The organism is Ornithinimicrobium flavum (assembly GCF_004526345.1).
Taxonomy (GTDB): Bacteria; Actinomycetota; Actinomycetes; order Actinomycetales; family Dermatophilaceae; genus Ornithinicoccus; species Ornithinicoccus flavus.
Window position 1 is genome coordinate 1 of record NZ_CP038213.1, and the last position, 22,142, is coordinate 22,142.

The window sequence follows — 22,142 nt, forward strand, 5'->3', positions numbered from 1 at the left end:
CGAGCTCGAGGAGCACGGCACGGCCTGCCCGCTCGGGAACGGGCCTTCCTCCGCCTGACGCGACTGGTCGGTCTGCTGGACTCCACCGCCCTGCTGGCCGTGCCCTACGAGCACACCAAGGACATGCTGGAGACCACCCTGCGCGCCCCGATCACGGAGGCGCTGTCGCGGGAGATGGCCCAGGAGGTCCGGCTGGCGATCACCGTCGACGAGGACCTGCGTCGCACGGTGGAGGACGAGGCCGCCGAGCCCGGGCTGCCGGGCGGCGAGGCGGAGCCGCACGGGAACGGCATACCCCCGGACGCCGTCGAGGCTGGCTCCGATCTGCGCCCCCCCACGATCCCCACCACCCCCGCGGGCCCGGCCGGTCCGGCGGTCACCGGCATCGCCGACGAGGCCCGGCTGAACCCGAAGTACACCTTCGACACCTTCGTCTCCGGCGCCTCCAACCGGTTCGCCCACGCCGCGTCCCTCGCGGTCGCCGAGTCGCCGGCCCGCGCCTACAACCCGTTGTTCATCTACGGGGAGTCGGGCCTGGGCAAGACCCACCTGCTGCACGCGATCGGTCACTACGCCCGCAAGCTCTACCCCGGCGTGCGGGTGCGCTACGTGAACTCCGAGGAGTTCACCAACGACTTCATCAACTCCATTCGCGACGACAAGGCCGGCGCCTTCCAGCGCCGCTACCGCAACGTCGACTTCCTGCTCGTGGACGACATCCAGTTCCTCCAGGGCAAGGAGCAGACGCTGGAGGAGTTCTTCCACACCTTCAACGCCCTGCACAACAGCGAGAAGCAGGTCGTCATCACCTCCGACCAGCCGCCCAAGCGGCTGGGCCTGCCCGAGCGGATGCGCTCCCGCTTCGAGTGGGGGCTGCTCACCGACGTGCAGCCGCCCGACCTCGAGACCCGGATCGCCATCCTGCGCAAGAAGGCGGCCCAGGAGGGGATGCAGCTGCCGGACGAGGTGCTGGAGCACATCGCGACACGCATCACCACCAACATCCGCGAGCTCGAGGGCGCGCTCATCCGGGTGACGGCCTTCGCCTCCCTGTCCTCCCAGACCGCGGACACCGACCTGGCCGCCCACGTGCTCAAGGACATCGTGCCGGGCGACACCGCCCAGATCACCGTGCCGACGATCATCCGCGAGGTCTCCGACTACTTCCAGATCACGGCCGACGAGCTGTGCGGGCAGTCCCGCTCCCGCACCCTGGTCAACGCCCGCCAGGTCGCGATGTACCTCTGCCGCGAGCTCACCGACCTCTCCCTGCCCAAGATCGGCCAGGAGTTCGGCGGTCGGGACCACACGACCGTCATGCACGCCGAGCGCAAGATCCGGGCCCAGATCGGGGAGCGACGGGCTCTCTACGACCAGATCGCCGAGCTCACCGGCCACATCCGCAAGGCCTCCGCACGCTGAGCGGTCCCCCTCCGTCGTCCACAGCTGTGGATAACTCTGTGGGTTGTCACCCATCCTTCACCTTCGTCACATCCGGCACTCCCGCCGGCGTCGCTCCGGGCTGCCCGGGACGCCCGCAGGGGCTGTGCACACCCTGTGGGCGGGCTGCGGATCCGTGCAGGTCAGCATGGGGACGAGCGGTGGGCGGACGCCACGCTGCTGGGGATCCGCCGGCGCCGTCCACAGCCGGGGCCCGCTCGTCCACCGGGATGTCCCCCGCGTGCACACAGGATGACGGGAGGGTGCGCCACGCCGTCCCACCTGCGCCGACGACCCTCTTCTCCCCCGGTTGTCCACAGGATCCACAGGCCCTACGACGACGACTAACCTCTCTCTCCCAGATTCAGCTCGTCCTACATCCCTGCGGGCCGACCCCCTCGATCCCGGACCAGGAGCACGACGACCCTTCTGCACAGGGAGCGCACGCCCCGGAGCACCTGGAGGGAGGACGTGGCATTGTTGTCCTCCCATCCCCATGTCCGCATACGCCGAAGGGCCGAAGATCGTGAAGTTCCGTGTCGAGCGCGATGTGCTCTCCGAGGCGGTCGCCTGGGTCGTCCGCGGCCTCAGCAACCGTCCCCCCGTGCCGGTCCTGGCCGGTGTCCTGCTGACGGCCGACGAGGAGGGCACGCTGACCTTCTCCGCCTACGACTACGAGGTCTCCGCCACGGTGACCGTCGAGGCGGACGTCGAGGAGGGCGGGCAGGTGCTCGTCCTGGGGCGGCTCCTGGCCGACATCGCGCGCAACCTCCCGGGCCGGCCGGTCGAGGTGGCCACCGAGGGCGCGAAGGTGCAGATCACCTGCGGGTCGAGCCGGTTCTCGCTCATCCAGATGCCGGTCTCGGACTACCCGCAGCTGCCCAGCCAGGCCGACCCGAGCGGCTCGATCGCCGGCGACACCTTCACCCAGGCGGTCCACCAGGTCTCGATCGCCGCCGACCGTGGCGACACCCTGCCGATCCTCACCGGGGTCCGGGTCGAGATCGACGGCGACAAGGTCTCGATGCTCGCGACCGACCGCTACCGCCTGGCGTTGCGCGAGCTGACCTGGAGCCCCGGCTCCCCCGACGCCAGCCACGTCTGCCTGATCCCGGCGCGCACGCTGTCCGAGACGGCCAAGTCGCTCGGGGCCGCCGGCTCGGTCGACATCGCCTTCGGTGACGCCTCCCGCAGCGACGGCCTGGTGGGCTTCGAGGCGGGCCAGCGGCGCACCACGACGCGGCTGCTCGACGGTGAGTACCCCAAGGTCACCTCGATCTTCCCGACCTCGGTCGACACGGTCGCCGTGGTCGACACCCAGGCGCTGGTCGAGGCCGTGCGCCGGGTCGCCCTCGTCGCCGAGCGCAACACCCCGGTCCGGCTCCGCTTCACCGACGGGCAGGTGGCCATCGAGGCGGGCACCGGCGACGACGCCCAGGGCAGCGAGGCGGTGGAGGCCACCCTGACCGGGCCGGAGATCGAGATCGCCTTCAACCCGCAGTTCCTGCTCGACGGGCTCGGCGTGCTCAACGCGCCCTTCACCCGGCTCGCCTTCACCCAGGCCTCGCGGCCGGCCGTCATCTCGGGCCAGGCGGAGGCCGACGGCGAGTCCGACGAGTCCTACCGCTACGTCCTGATGCCGGTGCGGTTCGCCGGCTGACGACAGGCACCACCACCTGGTGGCCCCCGGCCGCCGAACGTCATACCCACCCACGCAGGAGGAGCACGCGATGAAGATCGGCATGATCGGCCTGGGCAAGATGGGCGGCAACATGCGGGAGCGGCTGCGCCGCGCCGGCCACGAGGTCGTCGGCTTCGACCTGGACGAGTCCCTGCGCGACGTCGACTCCGTCGAGGCGATGGTCGAGGCGCTCGAGCCCCCGCGGCTGGTGTGGGTGATGGTCCCGCACGGCAAGCCCACCCGCTCGACCGTCGAGACCCTCGGCGAGCTGCTGTCCGAGGGCGACCTGGTCGTCGAGGGCGGCAACAGCAAGTTCACCGAGGACGTCGAGCTGGACGCGATCCTGGCCCCCAAGGGCATCGGGTATGTCGACTGCGGCGTCTCGGGCGGGATCTGGGGCCTCGACAACGGCTACGGCCTGATGTGCGGCGGGCGGCCGGAGCACGTGGAGGTCGCGATGCCGATCTTCGACGCGCTGCGCCCCGAGGGGCCACGCGAGGAGGGGTTCGTCCACGCCGGCGAGGTCGGCGCGGGCCACTACGCCAAGATGGTGCACAACGGCATCGAGTACGGCCTGATGCACGCCTACGCAGAGGGCTACGAGCTCCTCGCGGCCAAGGACATCGTCACCGACGTCAAGGGCTGCTTCCAGGCGTGGAGCCGGGGCACGGTCGTCCGCTCGTGGCTGCTCGACCTGTCGGTCAAGGCGCTGGAGGAGACCCCGGAGCTGGAGGGGATCAGCGAGTACACCACCGACTCCGGGGAGGGCCGCTGGACCCTCGAGGAGGGCATCGAGATGGCCGTCCCGATGCCGGTGCTCGCCGCGGCGCTCTTCGCCCGCTTCGCCTCCCGGCAGGAGAACTCCCCCGCCATGCAGATGGTCGCCGCCCTGCGCGGCCAGTTCGGCGGGCACGCGGTGCGGATGCTCGAGGACGACCTCGGCGAGGGCCAGGTCGAGGTGCACCGGGCGGCGGAGCCGAAGGACGACACAGGCGAGAAGCGGGTCGGCGACGAGGGTGGCGCGGCGCCGGACGCCGATGACGCGGGCCCCTCCTCGGGCAGCGGCTCGACCGGTGGCCCCGAGGGGCCGACCTCGGGCAGCGGCGACGTCGACGACCGGGGCTGAGCCGGACCCCCGGCCCCCTCGCCCGCCCCGGTGCACCTTCGAGCCCTGGAGGTCACGGACTTCCGCAGCTACCCCTCCGCCGTGGTCGAGCTGACCCCCGGGGTGACGGTGCTGCTCGGGCGCAACGGGCAGGGCAAGACCAACCTCGTGGAGGCCGCCGGGTATGTCGCCACCCTCGGCTCCCACCGGGTCGCCCAGGACGCCCCCCTGGTGCGGGCCGGGGCGAGCTCGGCCATCGTGCGGGCAACCGTGGTCCGGGAGGGCCGGGAGTCCCTCGTGGAGCTGGAGATCGTCCCGGGCCGCGCCAACAAGGCGCGGCTGAACCGGCAGCCGGTCCCCCGCCAGCGGGACGTGCTCGGCACGCTGCGCACGGTGCTCTTCGCGCCCGAGGACCTGGCGCTGGTCAAGGGCGACCCGTCGGAGCGGCGGCGCCTGCTCGACGAGCTGCTCGTGGCCCGCCAGCCACGGTGGGCCGCGGTGCGCCAGGACTACGACAGGGCGGTGCGGCAGCGGGGGGCGCTGCTGAAGTCGGCGTCCCACCTGTGGCGCGGGCGGGACGCCCGCCGCGGCCCGGCGCGCGGGGGCGGCCCGCGGCTGGCCCCCGGCGAGACGCTGGAGGAGGCCCGGGCGGGGGCGCTGGCCACGCTCGCCGTCTTCGACGAGCAGCTGGCGCAGATCGGGGGCGCGCTGCTCTACGCCCGGCTCCGGCTGCTGCGCGACCTACGGCCCTACCTCGCCGACGCCTACCGGACGATCAGCGACAGCGACATGGTGGCGCAGGCCGCATACCGCAGCAGCCTGGCCGAGGACCTGCCGGCCGCGCGGCAGGTGGCCGAGGGCGAGGTGCCGGAGCAGGGTGAGCTGGTCGAGGCGCTCCTGGCGTCCCTGGAGCGGGTCCGGACCCAGGAGCAGGAGCGGGGCGTGTGCCTGGTGGGGCCGCACCGTGACGACCTGCACCTCACGCTCGGGGAGCTGCCCGCCAAGGGCTACGCGAGCCACGGCGAGTCCTGGAGCCTGGCGCTGGCCCTGCGGCTGGCGGGCTTCTCCCTGCTGCGGCACGATCTGGGCACCGACCCGGTGCTCGTCCTCGACGACGTCTTCGCCGAGCTGGACGTCGGGCGCCGCGAGCGTCTCGCGGACCTCGTCGCGGACTGCGAGCAGGTGCTCGTCACGGCTGCGGTGGCCGAGGACGTGCCGGCCCGGCTGCTCGAGGCCGACGGGACGGTCCTGGACGTGGTGCTGGGGGCGGTGACCGCCCGTGGCTGAGCGCCCCGACGAGCTCCCGGGCCAGGACCGAGCACCCGACCCGCTCGGGGCCGCGCCCGACCCCCTCGAGACCGCGCCCGACCCGGCCGCACCAGACCCCCTCGAGACCGCGCCCGACCCCCTGGAGGCCGCGCACGACGCGCTGGCGCGGGCGCGCCGGGCGGCCCGCGAGAAGGGCCTGCGCCCGGGGTCGCCCGCCGGCCGGGGCCGTCGGCGCGAGCTCGCCCAGCCCTCGTCCTCCCGCCAGGACCGCGACCCGCACCTCGTCGGCGAGGAGGTGGCCAAGCTCGTCGCCAGCCGCGGGTGGGACGCCGACGTGCAGGTGGGGGCGGTCGTCGGCCGGTGGCAGGCCCTGGTCGGGGACCAGGTGGCCGCCAACGTCGAGATCGTCTCCTTCGAGGGGACCGTGCTCACCGTCCGGGCACGCTCGACCGCCTGGGCCACGCAGATGCGGCTGTTGCTGTCCACCGTGCTCGCGCGCATCGAGGAGCAGGTCGGGGAGGGTGTCGTGACCGAGATCGTCGTCCAGGGGCCTGCCGGGCCGAGCTGGCGCAAGGGCCCGCTGTCGGCGGGCGGCCGGGGGCCGCGGGACACCTACGGATGAGCCCGCGCGACACCGACGGTTGAGCCTGACGGGTGGATCGGTGGGCCGCCCCCGGCGGGAGGCGCCGCATCCCGGCCGGACCCTGGGTCGCGAGGGGGGACTCCTGTGCGGGGGTGCGCGGCGGCAGAGCCGCCCTCACGGGCCGCAGACGGCCGGGCACCCCTGTGGGCAAGTCGGAGATCGGCGCCCGAACAGGTAGACTGAGACGTCTTTGCCCATCCTCGTGAGGAGACCCCTTGTCCACGGTCGGACCAGACAACGGACCCACCCTCGAGCCGGGCGACCCGGCCATGCCGGAGCTGCCCGAGGTGAGCCCCGAGGAGGGGCAGCCGGAGTCCCTGGCCACCGCCACCGCCTACGACGCCTCCGCCATCCAGGTGCTGGAGGGCCTCGAGGCCGTCCGCAAGCGCCCGGGGATGTACATCGGGTCCACCGGGGAGCGCGGCCTGCACCACCTCGTGTGGGAGATCGTCGACAACTCGGTCGACGAGGCGCTGGCGGGGTATGCCGAGCGGATCGACGTCACCCTGCTCGCCGACGGCGGTGTTCGGGTCCGGGACGACGGGCGCGGCATCCCCACCGACCTGCACCCCGTGGAGAAGAAGCCGGCCGTCGAGCTGGTCCTCACCCAGCTGCACGCCGGCGGCAAGTTCGGCGGTGGCGGCTACAAGGTCTCCGGCGGCCTGCACGGCGTCGGCTCCTCGGTCGTCAACGCGCTCTCCGAGCGGCTCGACGTCGAGGTCCGCCAGCGGGGCAAGGTCTACCGCCAGACCTACCACCTGGGCGTCCCGCAGGCGCCGCTGGCGGAGTCCGACCCCGAGGGTGAGCGCGACCACGAGACCGGCACGACCATCACCTTCTGGCCCAGCGCGGACATCTTCGACACCGTCGTCTACGACTTCGAGACCATCCGCGCCCGCTTCCAGCAGTACGCCTTCCTCAACAAGGGCCTCACCATCGCCCTCACCGACGAGCGGCCCCGGGAGGCGGCGCCGGTCGACGCGATCGAGGACGACCCGATCGACGGGCTCGGCGAGGACGACGTCGACGGTCCCACGCAGGGGCTGGAGGCCGACGGCGAGCAGGACGGGGCCGAGGGGGCCGGCGAGGCCTCCCGCCCGCGGTCCCGCACCCTGGTCTACCGCTACGACAACGGCCTGCTCGACTACGTCACGCACCTCAACAAGAGCAAGCGCACCGACCCGGTGCACCCCGAGGTCATCGCCCTGGAGGCGACCGACGAGGAGCGGATGCTCTCGGTCGAGATCGCGATGCAGTGGACCGGCGCCTACACCGAGTCGGTCCACACCTACGCCAACGCGGTCAACACCCACGAGGGGGGCACCCACGAGGAGGGCTTCCGCGCGGCGCTGACCCGCCTGGTCAACGACTTCGCCCGGGAGCAGAAGCTGCTCAAGGAGAAGGACGTCAACCTCACCGGCGACGACGTGCGCGAGGGGCTGACCGCGGTCATCTCGGTCAAGCTCGGAGAGCCGCAGTTCGAGGGGCAGACCAAGACCAAGCTGGGCAATTCCGAGGTTCGCGGCTTCGTCCAGTCGGCGATGACCGACCAGTTCGGCCACTGGCTGGAGGCCCACCCGCGCGAGGGCAAGGAGATCGTCGGCAAGGCGGTCCAGGCCGCCCACGCCCGGATGGCCGCCCGCAAGGCGCGCGACGCGACCCGGCGCAAGGGCCTGTTGGAGTCCGGCGGCCTGCCGGGCAAGCTGAAGGACTGCCAGACCAAGGACCCGGCGAGGTCCGAGGTGTTCATCGTCGAGGGTGACTCCGCCGGCGGGTCCGCCGTGTCCGGGCGCGACCCCTTCCACCAGGCGATCCTGCCGATCCGGGGCAAGATCCTCAACGTCGAGAAGGCCCGCATCGACAAGGTGCTGGCCAACCTCGAGGTCCAGGCGCTGATCAGCGCCTTCGGCACCGGGATCGGCGAGGACTTCGACCTTGACAAGGCCCGCTACCACAAGATCGTCCTCATGGCCGACGCCGACGTCGACGGCCAGCACATCCGGACCCTGCTGCTCACGCTGCTCTTCCGCTTCATGCGGCCGCTCATCGAGGCGGGCTACGTCTACCTCGCCCAGCCGCCGCTCTACCGGATCAAGTGGTCGAACGCCGAGCACGAGTTCGCGTTCTCCGACCGGGAGCGCGACGGGCTGGTCCAGGCCGGTCTGGCGGCCGGGCGCCGGCTGCCGAAGGACTCGCCGGTGCAGCGCTACAAGGGTCTGGGCGAGATGAACGCGCAGGAGCTGTGGGAGACCACGATGGCCCCGGACAGCCGGGTGCTGCTGCAGGTGTCCCTGGACGACGCGGCCAAGGCCGACGAGGTCTTCTCCATCCTCATGGGCGAGGACGTCGAGTCCCGGCGCAGCTTCATCCAGCGCAACGCCCGCGACGTGCGCTTCCTCGACATCTGAACCGGCTCGCGGCATACCCCCGAAGACGACTCCCAAGGTGAACTGTGGCTGACGACGAGACCCCCGACCTGCCCGAGACCGAGAACCCCGACCCCACGACGGCCAGGGTCGACCGCTCCCCCGGCGAGACCGACAAGGTCGACATCGTCGACCTCAACACCGAGATGCAGCGCAGCTACATCGAGTACGCGATGAGCGTCATCGTCTCGCGTGCGCTGCCGGACGTGCGGGACGGCCTGAAGCCGGTGCACCGGCGGGTGCTCTACGCGATGTACGACGGCGGCTACCGCCCCGACCGCGGCTTCTCCAAGTGCGCCCGCGTCGTCGGCGACGTCATGGGCAACTACCACCCGCACGGCGACTCCGCGATCTACGACGCGATGGTGCGCCTCGTCCAGCCGTGGTCGCTGCGCTACCCGCTCATCCAGGGCCAGGGCAACTTCGGCACCCCGGGTGACGAGGGCGCGGCCGCGCCCCGCTACACCGAGGCGCGGATGGCGACGCTGGCCATGGAGATGGTCCGCGACATCCGCGAGGACACCGTCGACATGGTCGACAACTACGACGGGCGCAACAAGGAGCCCTCCGTCCTCCCGGCGCGCTTCCCCAACCTGCTGGTCAACGGCTCGGCCGGCATCGCCGTCGGCATGGCCACCCAGATCCCGCCGCACAACCTGCGCGAGGTCGCCTCCGGCGCCCAGTGGCTGCTGGAGCACCCCGAGGCCACCCGGGAGGAGCTGCTGGAGAAGCTGCTCGAGCTCATCCCCGGCCCGGACTTCCCCACCGGCGCGCTCATCATGGGCAAGAAGGGCATCGAGGACGCCTACCGCACCGGCCGCGGCTCGATCGTCATGCGGGCCGTCGTCGAGGTCGAGGAGATCCAGGGTCGCACGTGCCTGGTGGCGACCGAGCTGCCCTACCAGGTCAACCCCGACAGCCTGGCGAAGAAGATCGCCGAGCTGGTCAAGGAGGGCCGCATGTCGGGCATCGCCGACCTGCGGGACGAGAGCTCGGGCCGCACCGGCCAGCGCCTGGTCATCGTCCTCAAGCGGGACGCCGTGGCCAAGGTCGTGCTCAACAACCTCTACAAGCACACCCAGCTGCAGCAGAACTTCGGCGCCAACATGCTGGCGCTCGTCGACGGGGTGCCGCGCACCCTGCCCCTGTCGGCCTTCATCCGGCACTGGGTGGACCACCAGATCGAGGTCATCGTCCGGCGCACCCGCTACCGCCTGCGGGACGCCGAGGAGCGCATCCACGTCTTCCGGGGCTACCTCAAGGCCCTGGACCAGCTCGACGAGGTCATCGCCCTCATCCGCCGCAGCCCGAGCGCCGACGAGGCCCGCGCGGGGCTGATGACGCTGCTCGACATCGACGACGTGCAGGCGCGCGCCATCCTCGACCTGCAGCTGCGCCGCCTGGCCGCGCTGGAGCGCCAGGAGATCCAGAGCCGGCACGACGAGCTCCAGCTGATGATCGAGGAGTACCAGGCGATCCTGGCCTCCCCCGAGCGGCAGCGGCAGATCGTCTCCGAGGAGCTCGCCGAGATCGTGGACCGCTACGGCGACGACCGGCGCTCCAAGATCGTGCCCTTCGGCGGCGACATGTCGATGGAGGACCTCATCCCCGAGGAGGACGTGGTCGTCACGATCACGACCGGGGGCTACGTCAAGCGGACCCCGGTGCGGGAGTACCGCGCGCAGAACCGGGGCGGCAAGGGCCGCAAGGGTGCCTCGCTGCGGGCCGACGACGTGGTGGAGCACTTCTTCGTCACCAACACCCACGAGTGGATGCTCTTCTTCACCAACCAGGGCCGGGTCTACCGGGCCAAGGCCTACGAGTTCCCCGAGGGCGGGCCGACCGGCAAGGGCCAGCACGTGGCCAACCTCATGGCCTTCCAGCCCGAGGAGCGGATCCGCCAGGTCCTGACGATCGGCAGCTACGAGCAGGCGCCCTACCTGGTGCTCGCCACCCGCAGCGGCAAGGTGAAGAAGACCCGCCTCACCGACTACGACTCGCGGCTCTCGCGCGGCCTGATCGCCATCAACTTGCGCGACGACGACGAGGTGGTCGGGGCGGCGCTGGCCTCGCCCGACGACGACGTGCTCCTGGTCTCCCGCGGGGGGCAGTCGGTGCGGTTCACCGCGACCGACGAGGCGCTGCGGCCGATGAGCCGTGCCACCTCGGGCGTGACGGGTATGAAGTTCAAGGGCGAGGACGAGCTGCTCGCCATGCGGGTCGTCCCCGCGGGGGCGAACCCCTTCGTCTTCGTCGTCTTCGAGACCGGGATGGCCAAGCGGACCCCCGTCGACCACTACCGCGTCCAGGGGCGTGGCGGCACCGGCATCAAGGTGGCCAAGACCAACGGCAAGGGCGGCACCCTCGTCGGGGCCCTGACCGTGGACGAGGGCGACGAGGTCATGGTCGTCATGGAGCGCGGCAACGTCGTGCGCTCCCCGATCGACCAGGTCCGGGTCACCGGCCGCGACACCGCCGGCGTCATCTTCGCCACCCCGGGCCGGAACGACTCCATCGTCGCCGTGGCCGTCAACCCCGAGGCCGCCGAGGAGGCGCAGGAGGAGCTGGAGGCCGCCGTCCAGGAGGCGGAGGCTGCCGCGGACGACCTCGCCACCGACGGCGCGGATGACGGCGCGGGAAGCGACGATGGCGTACCGTCGGAGGAGCCCGCGGACGACCTGACCGCCGGTGACCCTGACGACACGGCCCCAGGAGACGAAGCATGAGCACCACCCAGGACTCGTCCTCGGGCCGGCCCTCGTCCTCCGGTGACGAGACCCAGGTCCATCCCACGGGAACGCCGGAGGAGAAGGGCGAGGGGTCGCGCTCCACCGCCGAGCGGATGCGGGACGGCGCGATGGCCCGCACCGCCCAGGGCCGTGACCTCGCGGCCCGCAAGGCGCGGGCCCTGCGCGGCGCGACCGCCGGCCTGGCCTCGGGCTCGGCCGCCGGGGCGACCGCAGGCCGCAGCGGTGCCGGTGCCCCGGCCCGCTCCTCGGCCGGCCCGACCCGCAGCTCATCCCGGCCCACGTCCCCCCAGACGACCGCCCGCACCGGCCAGCCCCGCCCGGCCCCCCGGCGCGGCGGCCCGCGGCGGGTCCGCCTGACCGCGCAGCGCATCGACCCGTGGTCGGTGCTGAAGATCAGCTTCCTGGTCTCGGTCGCCCTCGGCATCGCCGGCGTGGTCATGGTCGCGGTGCTGTGGACGGTGCTGTCGGGGATGAACGTCTTCTCCACCCTCAACGACTTCATCACCCAGGTCACCAGCGGGGAGACCAGCGGCCCGAGCATCGACCTGCAGGACTACCTCGGCTTCAGCCGGGTCGTCGCCATCTCCGCGGTCCTCGGTGTCCTCAACGTCTTCCTGCTCACCGCGCTCGCCACCCTCACGGCCTTCCTCTACAACATCTGCGCCGCCCTCGTCGGTGGCGCCCAGGTGACCCTCTCCGACGAGTAAGCACCCTCGGGGGCTCCGCCCCCGAGCACCCCCGCTGGGGCTCCGCCCCAGACCCCGAGTCCCGCCTCGGGGGCTCCGCCCCCGAGCACCCACTGCCGGAACTCAGCTCCCCAGGCGAGGGAAGGGGTCGAGGGAGAAGACCACCTCGACCGGCACCTCGAAGTAGCGTGCGATCGCCAGCGCGAGGTGGAGGGACGGGCTGTACTCCCCCCGCTCCAGGTAGCCGATCGTCTGGTAGTGCACGCCCAGGGCCTGCGCGAGCTCGCGCCGGGAGATGCCGCGCTCGGCTCGCAGCATCGCAATCCGGTTGTGGATCGTCTCCGCAGGGGTCGGTGCGGGCACGTCAGTAGCCCCGGTTGAGCACGCGCTCGCGGGCGGCGGCCACGGCGCTGCCGGACTGCCGGCGGGCCATCCGGCGCAGCAGCAGGGGCGCCACGAGCAGACCGACGACCGCCCACGCGAGCAGCACCGCCAGGGTGAGGCCGAGGGACCACTGCCCGCCGATCTCCGCCGCGGCCGCCGACTCGGGCAGGAGGACACCGCGGAAGGCACGACCGATCCAGTAGAGGGGGGTGGCCTGCGCGAGCCACTGCAGCCAGGTCGGCATCGCCGTCGCCGGGTAGAACAGCCCGGAGACGACCGCGACGGCGTAGATCGTCAGGGTCACCCAGGCGAAGGTGATCATGGAGCGGAAGACGGCACCCAGGACCGCGCCCCACGGGAGCATGGCCGCCACGGTGAGCAGGAAGACCACGACCAGCAGCAGCCACCGCCCGGGCTGGGTGGGCATGGTCCCCGGCAGCAGCAGGACCGCCCCGACGACGACGGGCACCATGGGGACGACGGCGTCGACGGGAGCCACCACGAGCTTGGCCAGCAGGTGGCCCGACATCCCGTGGGGCACCGCCTTCGCGCGGAGCAGGGTGCCGTCCTCCCGCTCGGTCTGCAGCTCGCCGGCCACCCCGAGCACCGCGGCCGCGATGACCCCGAAGGCGAGGAACCCGGTGAAGATCCACCCCCCGGCGGCGACCATCCCGTCGGCGAACTCGAGGTCGCGCAGGAAGAAGAGGACGACCAGGAAGACCGTCGAGAAGAAGAGGGTGCTCAGGCCGCCCGCGGAGGTGTACTTGCGGACGAGGGTGGTCCGCGCCTGACGCAGCGCGGCGTGCACCACGGCCGTGGGGATGCTGCGGGCGCTCATCGGGCCACCTCCTGCAGGCTCGTCAGGTCGCCGAGGTCCTCGCCGGCCTCGGCGCGGCGGACGATGTCGAGGTAGACGTCCTCCAGCGAGGCCGCGCGCACCTCCACCACCTGCACCTCACCGGGGCGGGAGGTCAGCACCTCGGTCAGGTATGCGGTGGGGTCGGGCTCGGCGTGGACGCTCACCTCGCCCGTGACCGTGTCGCGCAGCCGCACCTCGCTCATCCGGGACAGCTGGAGACGCAGGGCGTCCGGGCTGCCGTCGGCCACGATCGAACCGCCGGCGAGGATCAGCAGCCGGTCTGCGATCTTCTCCGCCTCGGCCAGGTCGTGGGTGGTGAGCAGGATGGTCGTGTCGAGGTCGACGAGGTCGGCCAGGAGGTCGTGGACGTCCCGTCGCCCCGCGGGGTCCAGGCCGGTGGTGGGCTCGTCGAGGAAAAGCAGCTCCGGGCGGCCCACGAGGCCGATGGCCACGTCCAGCCGGCGTCGCTGGCCGCCCGAGAGCTTGTCGATGCGGGATCCCGCGTGAGCCCCCAGCCCGACCCGTTCGAGCAGCTCGTCCGCGGCCCAGGGTCGGCTGACCCCTTCGGTCGAGTAGGGGGCGTAGTAGCGCCCCATCACCTCGAGCAGGTCCCGGACCCGCCAGGTGCCGTGGTCGCGCCAGCTCTGCAGGACGACACCGACGCGGGAGCGCCACGCCTCGGGCGCCGTCGCCGGGTCGTGCCCCAGCACCTGCACCTCACCGCCCGAGCGGCGGCGGAAGCCCTCGAGGATCTCCACGGTGGTGGTCTTGCCCGCACCGTTGGGCCCCAGCAGGGCCACCACCTGCCCGCGAGGGACCTCCAGGTCGATGCCGTCCAGGACCAAAGTGTCGCCGTAGGCCATCGTCAGCCCGGCACAACGGATGATCAGAGGGTCAGCGTCCATACCTCTGAACGTAGTAGGTCTGCTATCGAATGTGCAAGAGGTGCGGCGGTCCGGCGGGTGCGGGCCGGGCGCGGTTTTGGTCGTGTCCCCGCGATCAGGTAATCTCGGGCGTCGCGAGCCTCCGGTGAGGCTGCGCATCGCGGGCCTATAGCTCAGTCGGTTAGAGCGCTGTCCTGATAAGACAGAGGTCACTGGTTCAAGTCCAGTTAGGCCCACCACCGCAGGCGTGTCGTCCCCGACCACCACGAGGCTCCGAGGAGCTGATCGACATGAACCGCTTCCTTCTCCTGGCCGCAGCCGCCGCCGGCCTGGCTGCCCTGAAGAAGATGCAGGCCCAGCAGGCCGAGCGCGAGCTCTGGGCCGAGGCCACCGACGACGTCCCCACGACGCCCGGCCAGTAACCACCCAAGTTCCACCACCGACCGCCTTCTCCACCGACCGCCTCGAGTGGTTGCCCTCGGAGGCACCGGACGCGCGGTATGGTGGGCGGTCGCACAACTGAACACCCCTCGGGGGCGTGGCGCAATTGGTAGCGCACCTGCTTTGCAAGCAGGGGGTTAGGGGTTCGAGTCCCCTCGCCTCCACCCCAGGTCAGAGGCCCTTTCCGGCATCCGGGAGGGGCCTCTTTCGTGCCCCGTACCCCAGGAAAGTACGGCTGCAAACGCGTCGATTGTGGCCGTGACCTGCAGGTATGTGGTTACGCGAAAGGGCTGCAACGCCGTCAGGCGCTGAGAAGGACGTCGAGGACGGCAGGGGCGAAGAAGCGGCGGCGGTAGGTCTGACCCGTTGACGAGAGGACGCCGAGGTCGACCAGCTGACCGACGAGGCCGTTGGCTCGGCCGTAGGAGAGCTCTAGGTCGCGTTGGACCTGCCGCACCGTGAAGGAGGGGTGTGCGACCGCGTAGTCGACGAGAGTGTGGGCCTTGTCCGCGCGGAGAGACGAGGCGCGGATCGTCTCCTTCAGCTCGGACTGGACGTCGACGAGCCTCAGCATCTGCCCACGGGTGGTCTGGGCCGACTCCTCGAGTCCCTGGGCGAAGAAGGAGATCCACTGGTCCCACTCGCCGGCGCAGCTCACCGCAAGCAGGCGGTCGTAGTACTCGGTGCGGCGTGCCTCGAACCAGGGCGACACCGTGAGGGTCGGCTCGCTGAGGAGCCCAGAGGCGTGGAGCTGCAGGACGATGAGAAGGCGGCCGATGCGTCCGTTGCCGTCGTGGAAGGGGTGCAGGGTCTCGAACTGGTAGTGCGAGAGCGCCGAGACGACCACCGGGTCCATGGTGTCCTTGTGGTTCGCGGTCATCCAACGCACCAGGTCGCGCACGTTCGCCTCGAGGTCCAACCCGGGAGGAGGGGGGACGAACCTGGCGGCCTTGACCGGGAGCTCCCCGACGACGGCCGTCCGGCGTTGCCCGATGACGACCTGGATCGTCCTGATCTGCCCGGACGAGGGGCTCTCCGCCGGGGTGCCGCGGACCAGCGTTTGCTGCAGCTCGGCGAGCATGGGGACGGACAAGGTGCGCCCTTCGCCCACCCAGCCGAAGGCCAGGTCGGCCATCCTCACGAAGTTGAGCACCTCGCGCATCGAGAGGCTCACCGGACCCTCATCGTCGGCGGTCAGCACCGCGTGCAGAGGCTCATACGTGCCTTCTAGCGCCGAGGTGCTCTGGGCCTCCCTCTGCAGCGAGGGTCGCCGGAGCAGCTGGGGGTTGGGCAGCTGACGCGCCGTACTGTCCAGTGCCGCGAGGGCGGCGCGCGCGTCGGCGACTCGCATCCAGGTCTGAGAGCTCAGGGCGGGCAGGTCCTCCGTCAGGGGCGAGGGAACGAAGGCGGAGTGTGTCCACTCCCCGGATCGTGGGTGGACACCCGAGATCGGCACGAGAGTCCCGGTTCTCTTGGTTCCGAACATGGCGATGTCCACAATGTCAATCTACACGGACTTCACAGCAACTTCGTCGGTGTGATGTGCAGTAAGCGAACATGTCTCGCCCACAGCAGCAGTGATCGGGGCGTTCCCAGCAAGAGTCCTGTTCACAACCCTAGTCAGCCGAGTTCCGGGTGGCCTGGGAGGCGCGTGTAAGCCGCGAAGCCCGCAGGTGGCCCTGCTCAGCGACGGCGGTCGCGACACGGCGGGCATCCTCGGCGAAGGGTGCGGGTGCTTCCTCAGCCGCTGCGAGGACTGCTTCGTGCAGGCCCGTGCGCAGGCGCTCCACGCGATCCACGGCCTCGGTCGCCTCCAGACCCAGGGAGAGGCCGACAGTCACCCAGTCCTCGACGGTCACGTCGCGGACGAGCCAGGTGCGCCCCACCTTCATCGAGCTCCGCACCGCCTCGCCCTTCTTGAGGTACGGGGCGTAGGACGCTACGTCATAGAGGGGTGCCATGGCCACGCGCTGCCCGCGCAGGAGCAGGGAGTAGTTCTTCGCGTGGGCGTCGGTCCCGCCCACCAGGACGTTGAAGGCGAAAGCGTCGAAGAAGGCCGACCGCACGGCATCGCGGTCCGCGAGGGCCAGCGTCGACAGGAGCGAGGCGACGTTCTTGACGCTGGGGCCGCCGTCGGACTGGTACTTCCTGGTCGGTGGGTAGCTCATGGCCTGCAGCAGGTCTTCCTGATGCAGGCGCAACCACACCCCGTCCTGCCCGCGGCCTCGGTCGTAGCGGGTGGAGACCAGCGTCTTGGCCCCACCGGCGTCGACCAGGTCCACCCGGGCGACGCGCAGGCCCAGGAGACCAGCGGCGCGCAGGCAGACGAACTCGTTGACGTGCAGGTCCTCGAAACGGGTGTCAGCGCGGGTCGGCTTGAGGATGTGCGTCGTCGGCGTCGCGTCCTGGGGAACACCCCACCCGCCGTCGTCCAGGCGGTGCAGCGCCACCTTGTTCTGCGCTCCCGCCAGGCTCCATCGCCCAGAGCCGGCACCGACCTCCCAGCCGTGGTTGCGGACCGTCAGCCGCAGGAGAAGGTCCGACAGCTCGTCGTGGGTCAGCCGGCGGACGTCCCCGGTGCGTTGAGCTGCATCGGGCGTTTCGACGTCGACGGGGAACACCTGCACGGCCCCGGCGGCGTCGCGCCCCACGTGGCGAAGCAGGGCGAACGGGTTGCGCGGTGACACCTCGAACCTGCGCGCCCATTCCTCCCGGACGGCAAGGTTGTCCGGGAGCAGCCCCTCGAGCCAGGCCGAGACGACACGGTTCGAGTGCCGCGACCCGCTCAGTGGCATCGACAGCGAGAGCGGTGTGGGGCTGGCACGGGCGGTGTAGGCCCCATCGTAGGCAAAGGCCAGCGCCCCGCCGGGGGCTTGCGCCAGCTGTCCGGCCAGGATGCCGTCGAGGTAGACGTTCAGGCATGCCGTCATGAGCCGTCCTCGAAGAGACCGGCAAACGGGTCATCGTCCAGGGCCTCGGGCCGGGGTGCGGCGACCAGGTCGACCGCGAGGCCGAGTGCGGCTAGGACGTCGAGCGCCTTGCCCAGCTCGGCCGACGGGCCCTTCCCCGACTCCAGGCGGGACAGCCACTGGCGGGAGACCCCCGCCCGATCCGCAAGGGCCTGCTGGCTGAGCCCAGCCACCCGGCGTGCTCGGCGCACGGCGGCGCCCAGGTCTCGCACCGTGCTGAGCATGGGACCACCTCTAAGCTTTTGGATGTCACGTTCGTGTGACATTTATGGATGTCACGGTACCACGACATTCTAGTTTGTCGTCGAACCATGACATTCGCGTTGGACGCGCAAGTGTGACGCATCGGGATGCGGTCCTCGCGGATCGCCCACACGCGTGCGCCAGGTCGCGCAACTCTCGCGCCCCGCCGGGGTGCCAGGATGGGAGCATGAGTTCCCATCCCTCCCGCGGCGTCCTAGTCACCGGCTCCTCCCGGGGCGTGGGGGCCGCGGTGGCCCGCGCCTTCGCGGCGCGGGGCGACCGGGTCGTCGTCCACTACCTGGGCAGCGAGGCGGCCGCGCACGGGGTATGCCGTTCTCTTCCGGGCGACGGGCATCGCGTCGTCCAAGCAGGCCTCGCCAACCCGGACGCCGTTCAGCGGCTGGCGACCGAAGCGATCGCGGCCCTGGGCCGGGTCGACGTCCTGGTCAACAACGCGGCGATGCTCACCGCCCCGTGGGAGGGCAGAGGCCGGCGCGGCGACCACCCGCTGGAGGAGACCTCCTACCCCGAGTGGGTGGAGATCTGGCGGCGCACCCTGGAGACCAACCTGCTCGGCCCGGCCAACCTGACCTGGCAGGTGGCCCGCCACATGATCGACGTGCCGCCCGCGGACGGCGTCCCCGTGGGGCGGATCGTCAACGTCGGGAGCCGCGCGCCTACCGCGGCGAACCGGACATCCCGGCCTACGGCGCGAGCAAGGCCGGCCTGCACTCCTTCGGCCAGTCGATGGCGCTGCGTCTGGGTCGGTACGGGATCGCGGTGACCTCGGTAGCACCGGGGTTCATCGAGACCGAGATGGCCGGGTAGGCGCTGACAGGGGACCGGGGGGCGGCCACCCGGGCGCAGAGCCCGTTCGGCCGGGTCGCCCGGCCCCACGAGGTGGCCGATGCCGTGCTCGCGCTGGCCGACCCGCGGGTGGAGTGGGCTTCGGGGGCGGTGCTCGACCTCAACGGGGCCAGCCACCTGCGCTGACCCCACTCCGGCCCGGGCGTGGTCTGTCTACCCACCGTCCACCGAGCTGCCGCAGTGCCTTCACGCGTGGCCTGCGACGAGACCGGGGCGTAGACCTCAGATTACGTTCGCACGTGCGATGGACGGCGAGGCCCGCCGCTGTCACGAACCGTTCGGTCCTGCAGGGGGTTGTCCGTCAAGTTTGATCGGCTCCACCGGGGCATGAGAGCCTCCTGGTGGCCGGGGAAAGTGTCCTCCTTATCGCCACCCCGCCGGCGGCGAGGACCGCCCGGGAGCATCGTCGAGCAGGAGGATCAACGGGTGTTCGGACGGACCAGGCAACTGCAGCAACGGGTCACCACGCTGCAGCAGGAGGTGCGGATCCTCGACGAGATGGTCGGCCAGCTGGCAGATCGCGCAGGGGTGGACGCCGCGGAGCTGGCCAAGCTCCGCGGGAGCACACAACCGGGCATCACCCCGGAGATCCGGCGCCTGGTCGAGGACGGGGAGCACATCGCCGCGATCAAGGCCTACCGGCAGCGGACCGGGGCCGGCCTCAAGGAGGCCAAGGACGCCGTCGACGCCTACCGCGACGGCCGGGCCTAACCGGTATACCCACGTCAGTCGTCCCAGCGATCCTGTGCCGGCGGACCTGGTGCGCTCGCACGCCGACCAGGTGACAGTCCGGCACATGACCCAGCGCCGAAACCCGCCCGGCGTGGCCGACGGCCCGGGGACCGCTCAGCGGGGCGCTGCTCGCCGCCTGCGAGCGGGGTGGCTGCCTCTGTGCCGCGATAGCCTCGGCCACATGCCTGAGGTCACCGTGCTGCACAACCCCCGTTGCTCGACGTCCCGCGCCGCGATGGACGAGGCCGCACGGGCGGGCGTGCCCGTCCAGGAGGTGCGCTACCTCGACCACCCGCTGGACCACCACCAGCTGCTCGAGCTGGTCGACCGGCTGGACGACCCCGTCACCGACCTCGTGCGCCGCGACGCCTACTTCACCTCGCTGGGACTCACCGACGACGACGTGCGGACGGCCGACCAGGTGGTGGCGCTGCTGGCCGAGCACCCCAGGCTGATGCAGCGGCCGGTCCTCGTCCGCGGCGAGCACGCGATCGTGGGACGGCCCAAGGAGCGGGTCGCGGAGTTCCTCGCGGAGTCGGCGCTGTAGGCCTCACGGGGCGCGACCCGGCGGTGGGTCGGGCACAGGCACTCGGCAGGGTCTTGCCAGGCCCATCGTTTTTCGATAGCATCGACAAACGATAAGGGCCGTCCGGTCCTGCGTTTCTCGACCAGGGGGCCACCATGACCACCACTCCGCACCGCGACCGTCTCCGCTTCGACCGGGCCGACCGCTGGGTGACGATCGTCCTGCTCTGGCTCGTGGTCGGCGCGGCGGCCGCCTATCCCCTCTTCGTTGCGCTCGACTGGGCGCTGCGTCGTCAGGTCACCCTCACCGGCGTCCCGGTCGAGGTCGACCCGGGGGCGGCCGGGGCCGGCCAGGTCGTCAGCGGCGTGGCGGACGCCCACGTGCTCGTCGGCGGGGTGAGCGCCGCCCACCTCGCCCTGCTCCTCCTGGCGCCCGTCCTCACCGTCGCTGCCGCCGTCTGGGGCGCCGTGCTCCTCAGCCGGTTCCTGCAGGACCTGGCCGCCGGCACCCCCTTCGCCCGGGCCAACGTCAGGCGGCTACGGGTCATCGCCCTGCTGCTCCTGCTGGTGCCGCCGGTCGCGGGTGCCGTCTACGGCGCGGCCCGGGCGCTCATCATGGACCAGGCGGGGGCCCCGGGCTTCCTCGTCACCGTCACCCCCGCCTGGCTGGTGGCGGGCCTGCTGGTGGCTGCCGTGGCCCAGGCCTTCGCCGCCGGCGCCCGGCTGCAGGACGACGTCGACGGGCTGGTCTGATGCCGGTCGAGGACGGTCACCGGGTGGTCTGCCACCTCGACGAGCTCCTGGCCGCCCGGGGTATGACCGTGGCGGCGCTCGCCGACGCCGTGGGGGTCACTCCGGTGAACATCTCGGTGCTCAAGAACGACCGCGCCAGGGCCGTCCGCTTCTCCACGCTCACCGCTATCTGCGACGTGCTCGACTGCCAGGTCGGTGACCTGCTGAGCGTCGAGCCGCGCTGACCTCAGGCGGCCAGCAGCAGCGCCAGCGCGGCCGTGTCGACGTCACCGGCTGGGTCGACGTTGCCCCGGCTGGTCATCCGGGTGACGTGACCCGCGGCGTCGGCCTCGACCCATGCCGCGCGGTGGTCCAGCCCCAGGTCGGGCAGCCCGGGCAGCAGCAGGCACCCGGAGGCCGTCGCATACTCCGGCACCGACGCCAGGGTCAGGCCGGGCGGGTGGAGCACCGCCAGACCGGGCGGCGGGTGCTCGGCATACCGCCCCGGCACCATCTGCGCCGCGTCGGCCACCTGCACCTCGGCCAGCACCAGGCCCACCGCACCCTCGGCGCCCTCGGGCGGCTCCTCGATGACGCGGAAGACGGTGCTGCCGCCCAGCAGGCCGGGCACGGCCGCCATCCGCACGGCGAGCAGCAGGAAGTTGGTCCACTCCAGGGTGTCGTCCGGCCACCGGTTGGAGATCACGAAGCCCATGAGCTCGCCGCCCCTGGTGCACGGGGCCACCTCGACGGGCGGCACCTCACGATCCGACATCCCGACCTCCTCAGCCACCTTGTGTGATGCAGGTCACCTCTTGGTCGTTCACAGCCTGCCACGCCGGCGGCCCGGAGGGAAGCACCGGCAGGTCACGATGCGGTCGCGCCGGCCCGCCGGCCGCCGCTCCTCAGAGGAACTGGACCGGGTCGAACTCCTCGATCGGGATGATCCGCAGGCGCGGCAGCGGCGTGTTGAAGGCCTTCGTGTCGTGCTCGAGGTCGAAGAACTCCATACCTCGCCGCACCAGCTCGTGGAAGCCGGAGTTGCGGAACTCCTCGAAGGCGATGAGCCCCACCCGGCGCACGCCGTCCATGAGCGGCGTGATCGCCTCGAGGAAGTCGCCGTCGTGGCTGACGAGCATCACGTCGTCGTCGCGCTGCCCGAGCGCCTCCAGGGTGCGCTGGATCGCGATGTCCACGACCTTCTCGTCCGAGGACCCCGACAGCGGCACGGGGGTGTAGCCCAGCGCCCGCAGCGCCTGGACGAACGCCATCGGCAGCCCCGAGCTCGCGTTGAGGAAGAACAGGCCCCTGGCCGGCTGGCCCCACACGTCCTGGGTGAACCCGAGCAGTCGGTCCCACCGCGGTCGCTCGTCGGGGTGCGGGCGCCGCCCGAGGATGGAGTTACCCAGGGTCGCGTCGATGTTCTCCCCGTCGACCAGCAGGTATGACGTGCCGCTCATGTGCTTCTACTTTCTCTACGTGTCTTAACGTGTCGCTAGACCGCGG

Annotated in this window: 21 protein-coding genes, 2 tRNA genes and 1 pseudogene; 16 read left to right on the top strand and 8 right to left on the bottom strand. The window is 71.6% G+C overall.

Features of this window, described 5'->3' with window-relative positions:
- Positions 1-99 precede the first annotated feature (99 nt).
- From dnaA to E3Z34_RS00040, 8 genes are all read left to right on the top strand, one after another.
- Positions 100-1,422, top strand: a complete 1,323-nt coding sequence (gene dnaA / locus E3Z34_RS00005; RefSeq protein ID WP_238695265.1) for a chromosomal replication initiator protein DnaA — start codon at positions 100-102, stop codon at positions 1,420-1,422.
- A 544-nt stretch (positions 1,423-1,966) separates the two neighbouring features.
- Positions 1,967-3,100 (top strand): DNA polymerase III subunit beta, encoded by a 1,134-nt coding sequence (dnaN, locus tag E3Z34_RS00010; protein ID WP_134774641.1) that lies wholly within the window; start codon positions 1,967-1,969, stop codon positions 3,098-3,100.
- Positions 3,101-3,170: 70 nt separating this feature from the next.
- On the top strand, positions 3,171-4,247 hold the full coding sequence (gene gnd / locus E3Z34_RS00015) for a phosphogluconate dehydrogenase (NAD(+)-dependent, decarboxylating) (RefSeq protein ID WP_134771946.1): 1,077 nt from the start codon (positions 3,171-3,173) through the stop codon (positions 4,245-4,247).
- A gap of 30 nt (positions 4,248-4,277) precedes the next feature.
- Positions 4,278-5,513 carry a DNA replication/repair protein RecF gene (locus tag E3Z34_RS00020; RefSeq protein WP_134771947.1) on the top strand — a complete coding sequence of 412 codons (1,236 nt, stop codon included), beginning with the start codon at positions 4,278-4,280 and terminating at the stop codon, positions 5,511-5,513.
- A complete protein-coding gene (locus E3Z34_RS00025) occupies positions 5,506-6,117 on the top strand; it encodes a DciA family protein (protein ID WP_134771948.1) in 612 nt (203 codons plus the stop codon). The genes E3Z34_RS00020 and E3Z34_RS00025 overlap by 8 nt, the downstream gene beginning before the upstream one ends.
- A 290-nt stretch (positions 6,118-6,407) precedes the next feature.
- Complete coding sequence (gyrB, locus tag E3Z34_RS00030) at positions 6,408-8,546, top strand: DNA topoisomerase (ATP-hydrolyzing) subunit B (protein WP_134774642.1); 2,139 nt, start codon at positions 6,408-6,410, stop codon at positions 8,544-8,546.
- 44 nt (positions 8,547-8,590) lie between these two features.
- Positions 8,591-11,290 (top strand): DNA gyrase subunit A, encoded by a 2,700-nt coding sequence (gyrA, locus tag E3Z34_RS00035; protein ID WP_134771949.1) that lies wholly within the window; start codon positions 8,591-8,593, stop codon positions 11,288-11,290.
- Positions 11,287-12,021: a DUF3566 domain-containing protein gene (locus E3Z34_RS00040; protein WP_238695266.1), complete on the top strand. Its 735-nt coding sequence runs from the start codon at positions 11,287-11,289 to the stop codon at positions 12,019-12,021. Before gyrA ends, E3Z34_RS00040 begins: the two co-directional genes overlap by 4 nt.
- A 102-nt stretch (positions 12,022-12,123) precedes the next feature.
- Here E3Z34_RS00040 and E3Z34_RS00045 read toward each other — a convergent pair whose 3' ends face one another.
- From E3Z34_RS00045 to E3Z34_RS00055, 3 genes are read right to left on the bottom strand one after another with little or no spacing between them, the layout of a single operon-like run.
- Positions 12,124-12,318 carry a helix-turn-helix transcriptional regulator gene (locus E3Z34_RS00045; RefSeq protein ID WP_202976987.1) on the bottom strand — a complete coding sequence of 65 codons (195 nt, stop codon included), beginning with the start codon at positions 12,316-12,318 and terminating at the stop codon, positions 12,124-12,126.
- Between the two features lie 46 nt (positions 12,319-12,364).
- A complete protein-coding gene (locus tag E3Z34_RS00050) occupies positions 12,365-13,222 on the bottom strand; it encodes an ABC transporter permease (protein ID WP_134771951.1) in 858 nt (285 codons plus the stop codon).
- Positions 13,219-14,148, bottom strand: coding sequence for an ABC transporter ATP-binding protein (locus tag E3Z34_RS00055; RefSeq protein ID WP_158288541.1), 930 nt, complete (start codon positions 14,146-14,148; stop codon positions 13,219-13,221). Before E3Z34_RS00055 ends, E3Z34_RS00050 begins: the two co-directional genes overlap by 4 nt.
- 141 nt (positions 14,149-14,289) lie before the next feature.
- Here E3Z34_RS00055 and E3Z34_RS00060 point away from each other — a divergent pair.
- The 3 genes from E3Z34_RS00060 (at position 14,290) to E3Z34_RS00065 (ending at position 14,732) form a co-directional block, all read left to right on the top strand.
- A tRNA-Ile gene (locus E3Z34_RS00060) sits at positions 14,290-14,366 on the top strand.
- A 51-nt stretch (positions 14,367-14,417) separates the two neighbouring features.
- Positions 14,418-14,549 carry a DLW-39 family protein gene (locus tag E3Z34_RS18360; RefSeq protein WP_219977601.1) on the top strand — a complete coding sequence of 44 codons (132 nt, stop codon included), beginning with the start codon at positions 14,418-14,420 and terminating at the stop codon, positions 14,547-14,549.
- Between the two features lie 110 nt (positions 14,550-14,659).
- Positions 14,660-14,732: transfer RNA gene (locus E3Z34_RS00065), tRNA-Ala, on the top strand.
- A 137-nt stretch (positions 14,733-14,869) separates the two neighbouring features.
- Here E3Z34_RS00065 and E3Z34_RS00070 read toward each other — a convergent pair.
- From E3Z34_RS00070 to E3Z34_RS00080, 3 genes are all read right to left on the bottom strand, one after another.
- A complete protein-coding gene (locus tag E3Z34_RS00070; RefSeq protein WP_202976988.1) occupies positions 14,870-15,919 on the bottom strand; it encodes a Fic family protein in 1,050 nt (349 codons plus the stop codon).
- Positions 15,920-16,184: 265 nt separating this feature from the next.
- Positions 16,185-17,498, bottom strand: a complete 1,314-nt coding sequence (locus E3Z34_RS00075) for a HipA domain-containing protein (protein WP_134771954.1) — start codon at positions 17,496-17,498, stop codon at positions 16,185-16,187.
- Complete coding sequence (locus tag E3Z34_RS00080; RefSeq protein ID WP_134771955.1) at positions 17,495-17,761, bottom strand: helix-turn-helix transcriptional regulator; 267 nt, start codon at positions 17,759-17,761, stop codon at positions 17,495-17,497. Before E3Z34_RS00080 ends, E3Z34_RS00075 begins: the two co-directional genes overlap by 4 nt.
- A gap of 206 nt (positions 17,762-17,967) precedes the next feature.
- On the opposite strand from E3Z34_RS00080, the pseudogene E3Z34_RS00085 reads away from it, so the two are divergent.
- From E3Z34_RS00085 to E3Z34_RS00105, 5 genes and pseudogenes are all read left to right on the top strand, one after another.
- Positions 17,968-18,608: pseudogene (locus E3Z34_RS00085) on the top strand (SDR family NAD(P)-dependent oxidoreductase).
- 465 nt (positions 18,609-19,073) lie between these two features.
- The gene (locus tag E3Z34_RS00090; protein ID WP_158288542.1) at positions 19,074-19,358 is read left to right on the top strand and encodes a ribosomal protein L7/L12; all 285 of its coding nucleotides are present in this window, start codon (positions 19,074-19,076) and stop codon (positions 19,356-19,358) included.
- Positions 19,359-19,560: 202 nt separating this feature from the next.
- Positions 19,561-19,926, top strand: a complete 366-nt coding sequence (locus tag E3Z34_RS00095; RefSeq protein WP_134771956.1) for an arsenate reductase family protein — start codon at positions 19,561-19,563, stop codon at positions 19,924-19,926.
- 134 nt (positions 19,927-20,060) lie between these two features.
- Positions 20,061-20,657, top strand: coding sequence for a DUF2975 domain-containing protein (locus tag E3Z34_RS00100; protein WP_134771957.1), 597 nt, complete (start codon positions 20,061-20,063; stop codon positions 20,655-20,657).
- On the top strand, positions 20,657-20,881 hold the full coding sequence (locus E3Z34_RS00105; RefSeq protein WP_134771958.1) for a helix-turn-helix domain-containing protein: 225 nt from the start codon (positions 20,657-20,659) through the stop codon (positions 20,879-20,881). Before E3Z34_RS00100 ends, E3Z34_RS00105 begins: the two co-directional genes overlap by 1 nt.
- Positions 20,882-20,883: 2 nt before the next feature.
- On the opposite strand, the gene E3Z34_RS00110 is transcribed toward E3Z34_RS00105, so the two are convergent.
- A complete protein-coding gene (locus E3Z34_RS00110) occupies positions 20,884-21,411 on the bottom strand; it encodes a peptidase (protein ID WP_134771959.1) in 528 nt (175 codons plus the stop codon).
- A 130-nt stretch (positions 21,412-21,541) separates the two neighbouring features.
- Positions 21,542-22,096, bottom strand: a complete 555-nt coding sequence (locus tag E3Z34_RS00115) for an NYN domain-containing protein (RefSeq protein ID WP_134771960.1) — start codon at positions 22,094-22,096, stop codon at positions 21,542-21,544.
- Positions 22,097-22,142 lie beyond the last annotated feature (46 nt).

Excerpts from the sequence above, each read along its gene's own strand:
- E3Z34_RS00050 (WP_134771951.1), bottom strand. The coding sequence starts at position 13,222 with ATGAGCGCCCGCAGCATCCCCACGGCCGTGGTGCACGCCGCGCTGCGT.
- E3Z34_RS00075 (WP_134771954.1), bottom strand. The coding sequence starts at position 17,498 with ATGACGGCATGCCTGAACGTCTACCTCGACGGCATCCTGGCCGGACAG.
- gnd (WP_134771946.1), top strand. The coding sequence starts at position 3,171 with ATGAAGATCGGCATGATCGGCCTGGGCAAGATGGGCGGCAACATGCGG.
- E3Z34_RS00115 (WP_134771960.1), bottom strand. The coding sequence starts at position 22,096 with ATGAGCGGCACGTCATACCTGCTGGTCGACGGGGAGAACATCGACGCG.
- E3Z34_RS00055 (WP_158288541.1), bottom strand. The coding sequence starts at position 14,148 with ATGGACGCTGACCCTCTGATCATCCGTTGTGCCGGGCTGACGATGGCC.
- E3Z34_RS00080 (WP_134771955.1), bottom strand. The coding sequence starts at position 17,761 with ATGCTCAGCACGGTGCGAGACCTGGGCGCCGCCGTGCGCCGAGCACGC.
- E3Z34_RS00100 (WP_134771957.1), top strand. The coding sequence starts at position 20,061 with ATGACCACCACTCCGCACCGCGACCGTCTCCGCTTCGACCGGGCCGAC.
- E3Z34_RS00105 (WP_134771958.1), top strand. The coding sequence starts at position 20,657 with ATGCCGGTCGAGGACGGTCACCGGGTGGTCTGCCACCTCGACGAGCTC.
- E3Z34_RS00110 (WP_134771959.1), bottom strand. The coding sequence starts at position 21,411 with ATGTCGGATCGTGAGGTGCCGCCCGTCGAGGTGGCCCCGTGCACCAGG.
- E3Z34_RS00070 (WP_202976988.1), bottom strand. The coding sequence starts at position 15,919 with ATGCGAGTCGCCGACGCGCGCGCCGCCCTCGCGGCACTGGACAGTACG.
- E3Z34_RS00095 (WP_134771956.1), top strand. The coding sequence starts at position 19,561 with ATGCCTGAGGTCACCGTGCTGCACAACCCCCGTTGCTCGACGTCCCGC.
- gyrB (WP_134774642.1), top strand. The coding sequence starts at position 6,408 with ATGCCGGAGCTGCCCGAGGTGAGCCCCGAGGAGGGGCAGCCGGAGTCC.
- E3Z34_RS00045 (WP_202976987.1), bottom strand. The coding sequence starts at position 12,318 with ATGCTGCGAGCCGAGCGCGGCATCTCCCGGCGCGAGCTCGCGCAGGCC.
- E3Z34_RS18360 (WP_219977601.1), top strand. The coding sequence starts at position 14,418 with ATGAACCGCTTCCTTCTCCTGGCCGCAGCCGCCGCCGGCCTGGCTGCC.
- E3Z34_RS00040 (WP_238695266.1), top strand. The coding sequence starts at position 11,287 with ATGAGCACCACCCAGGACTCGTCCTCGGGCCGGCCCTCGTCCTCCGGT.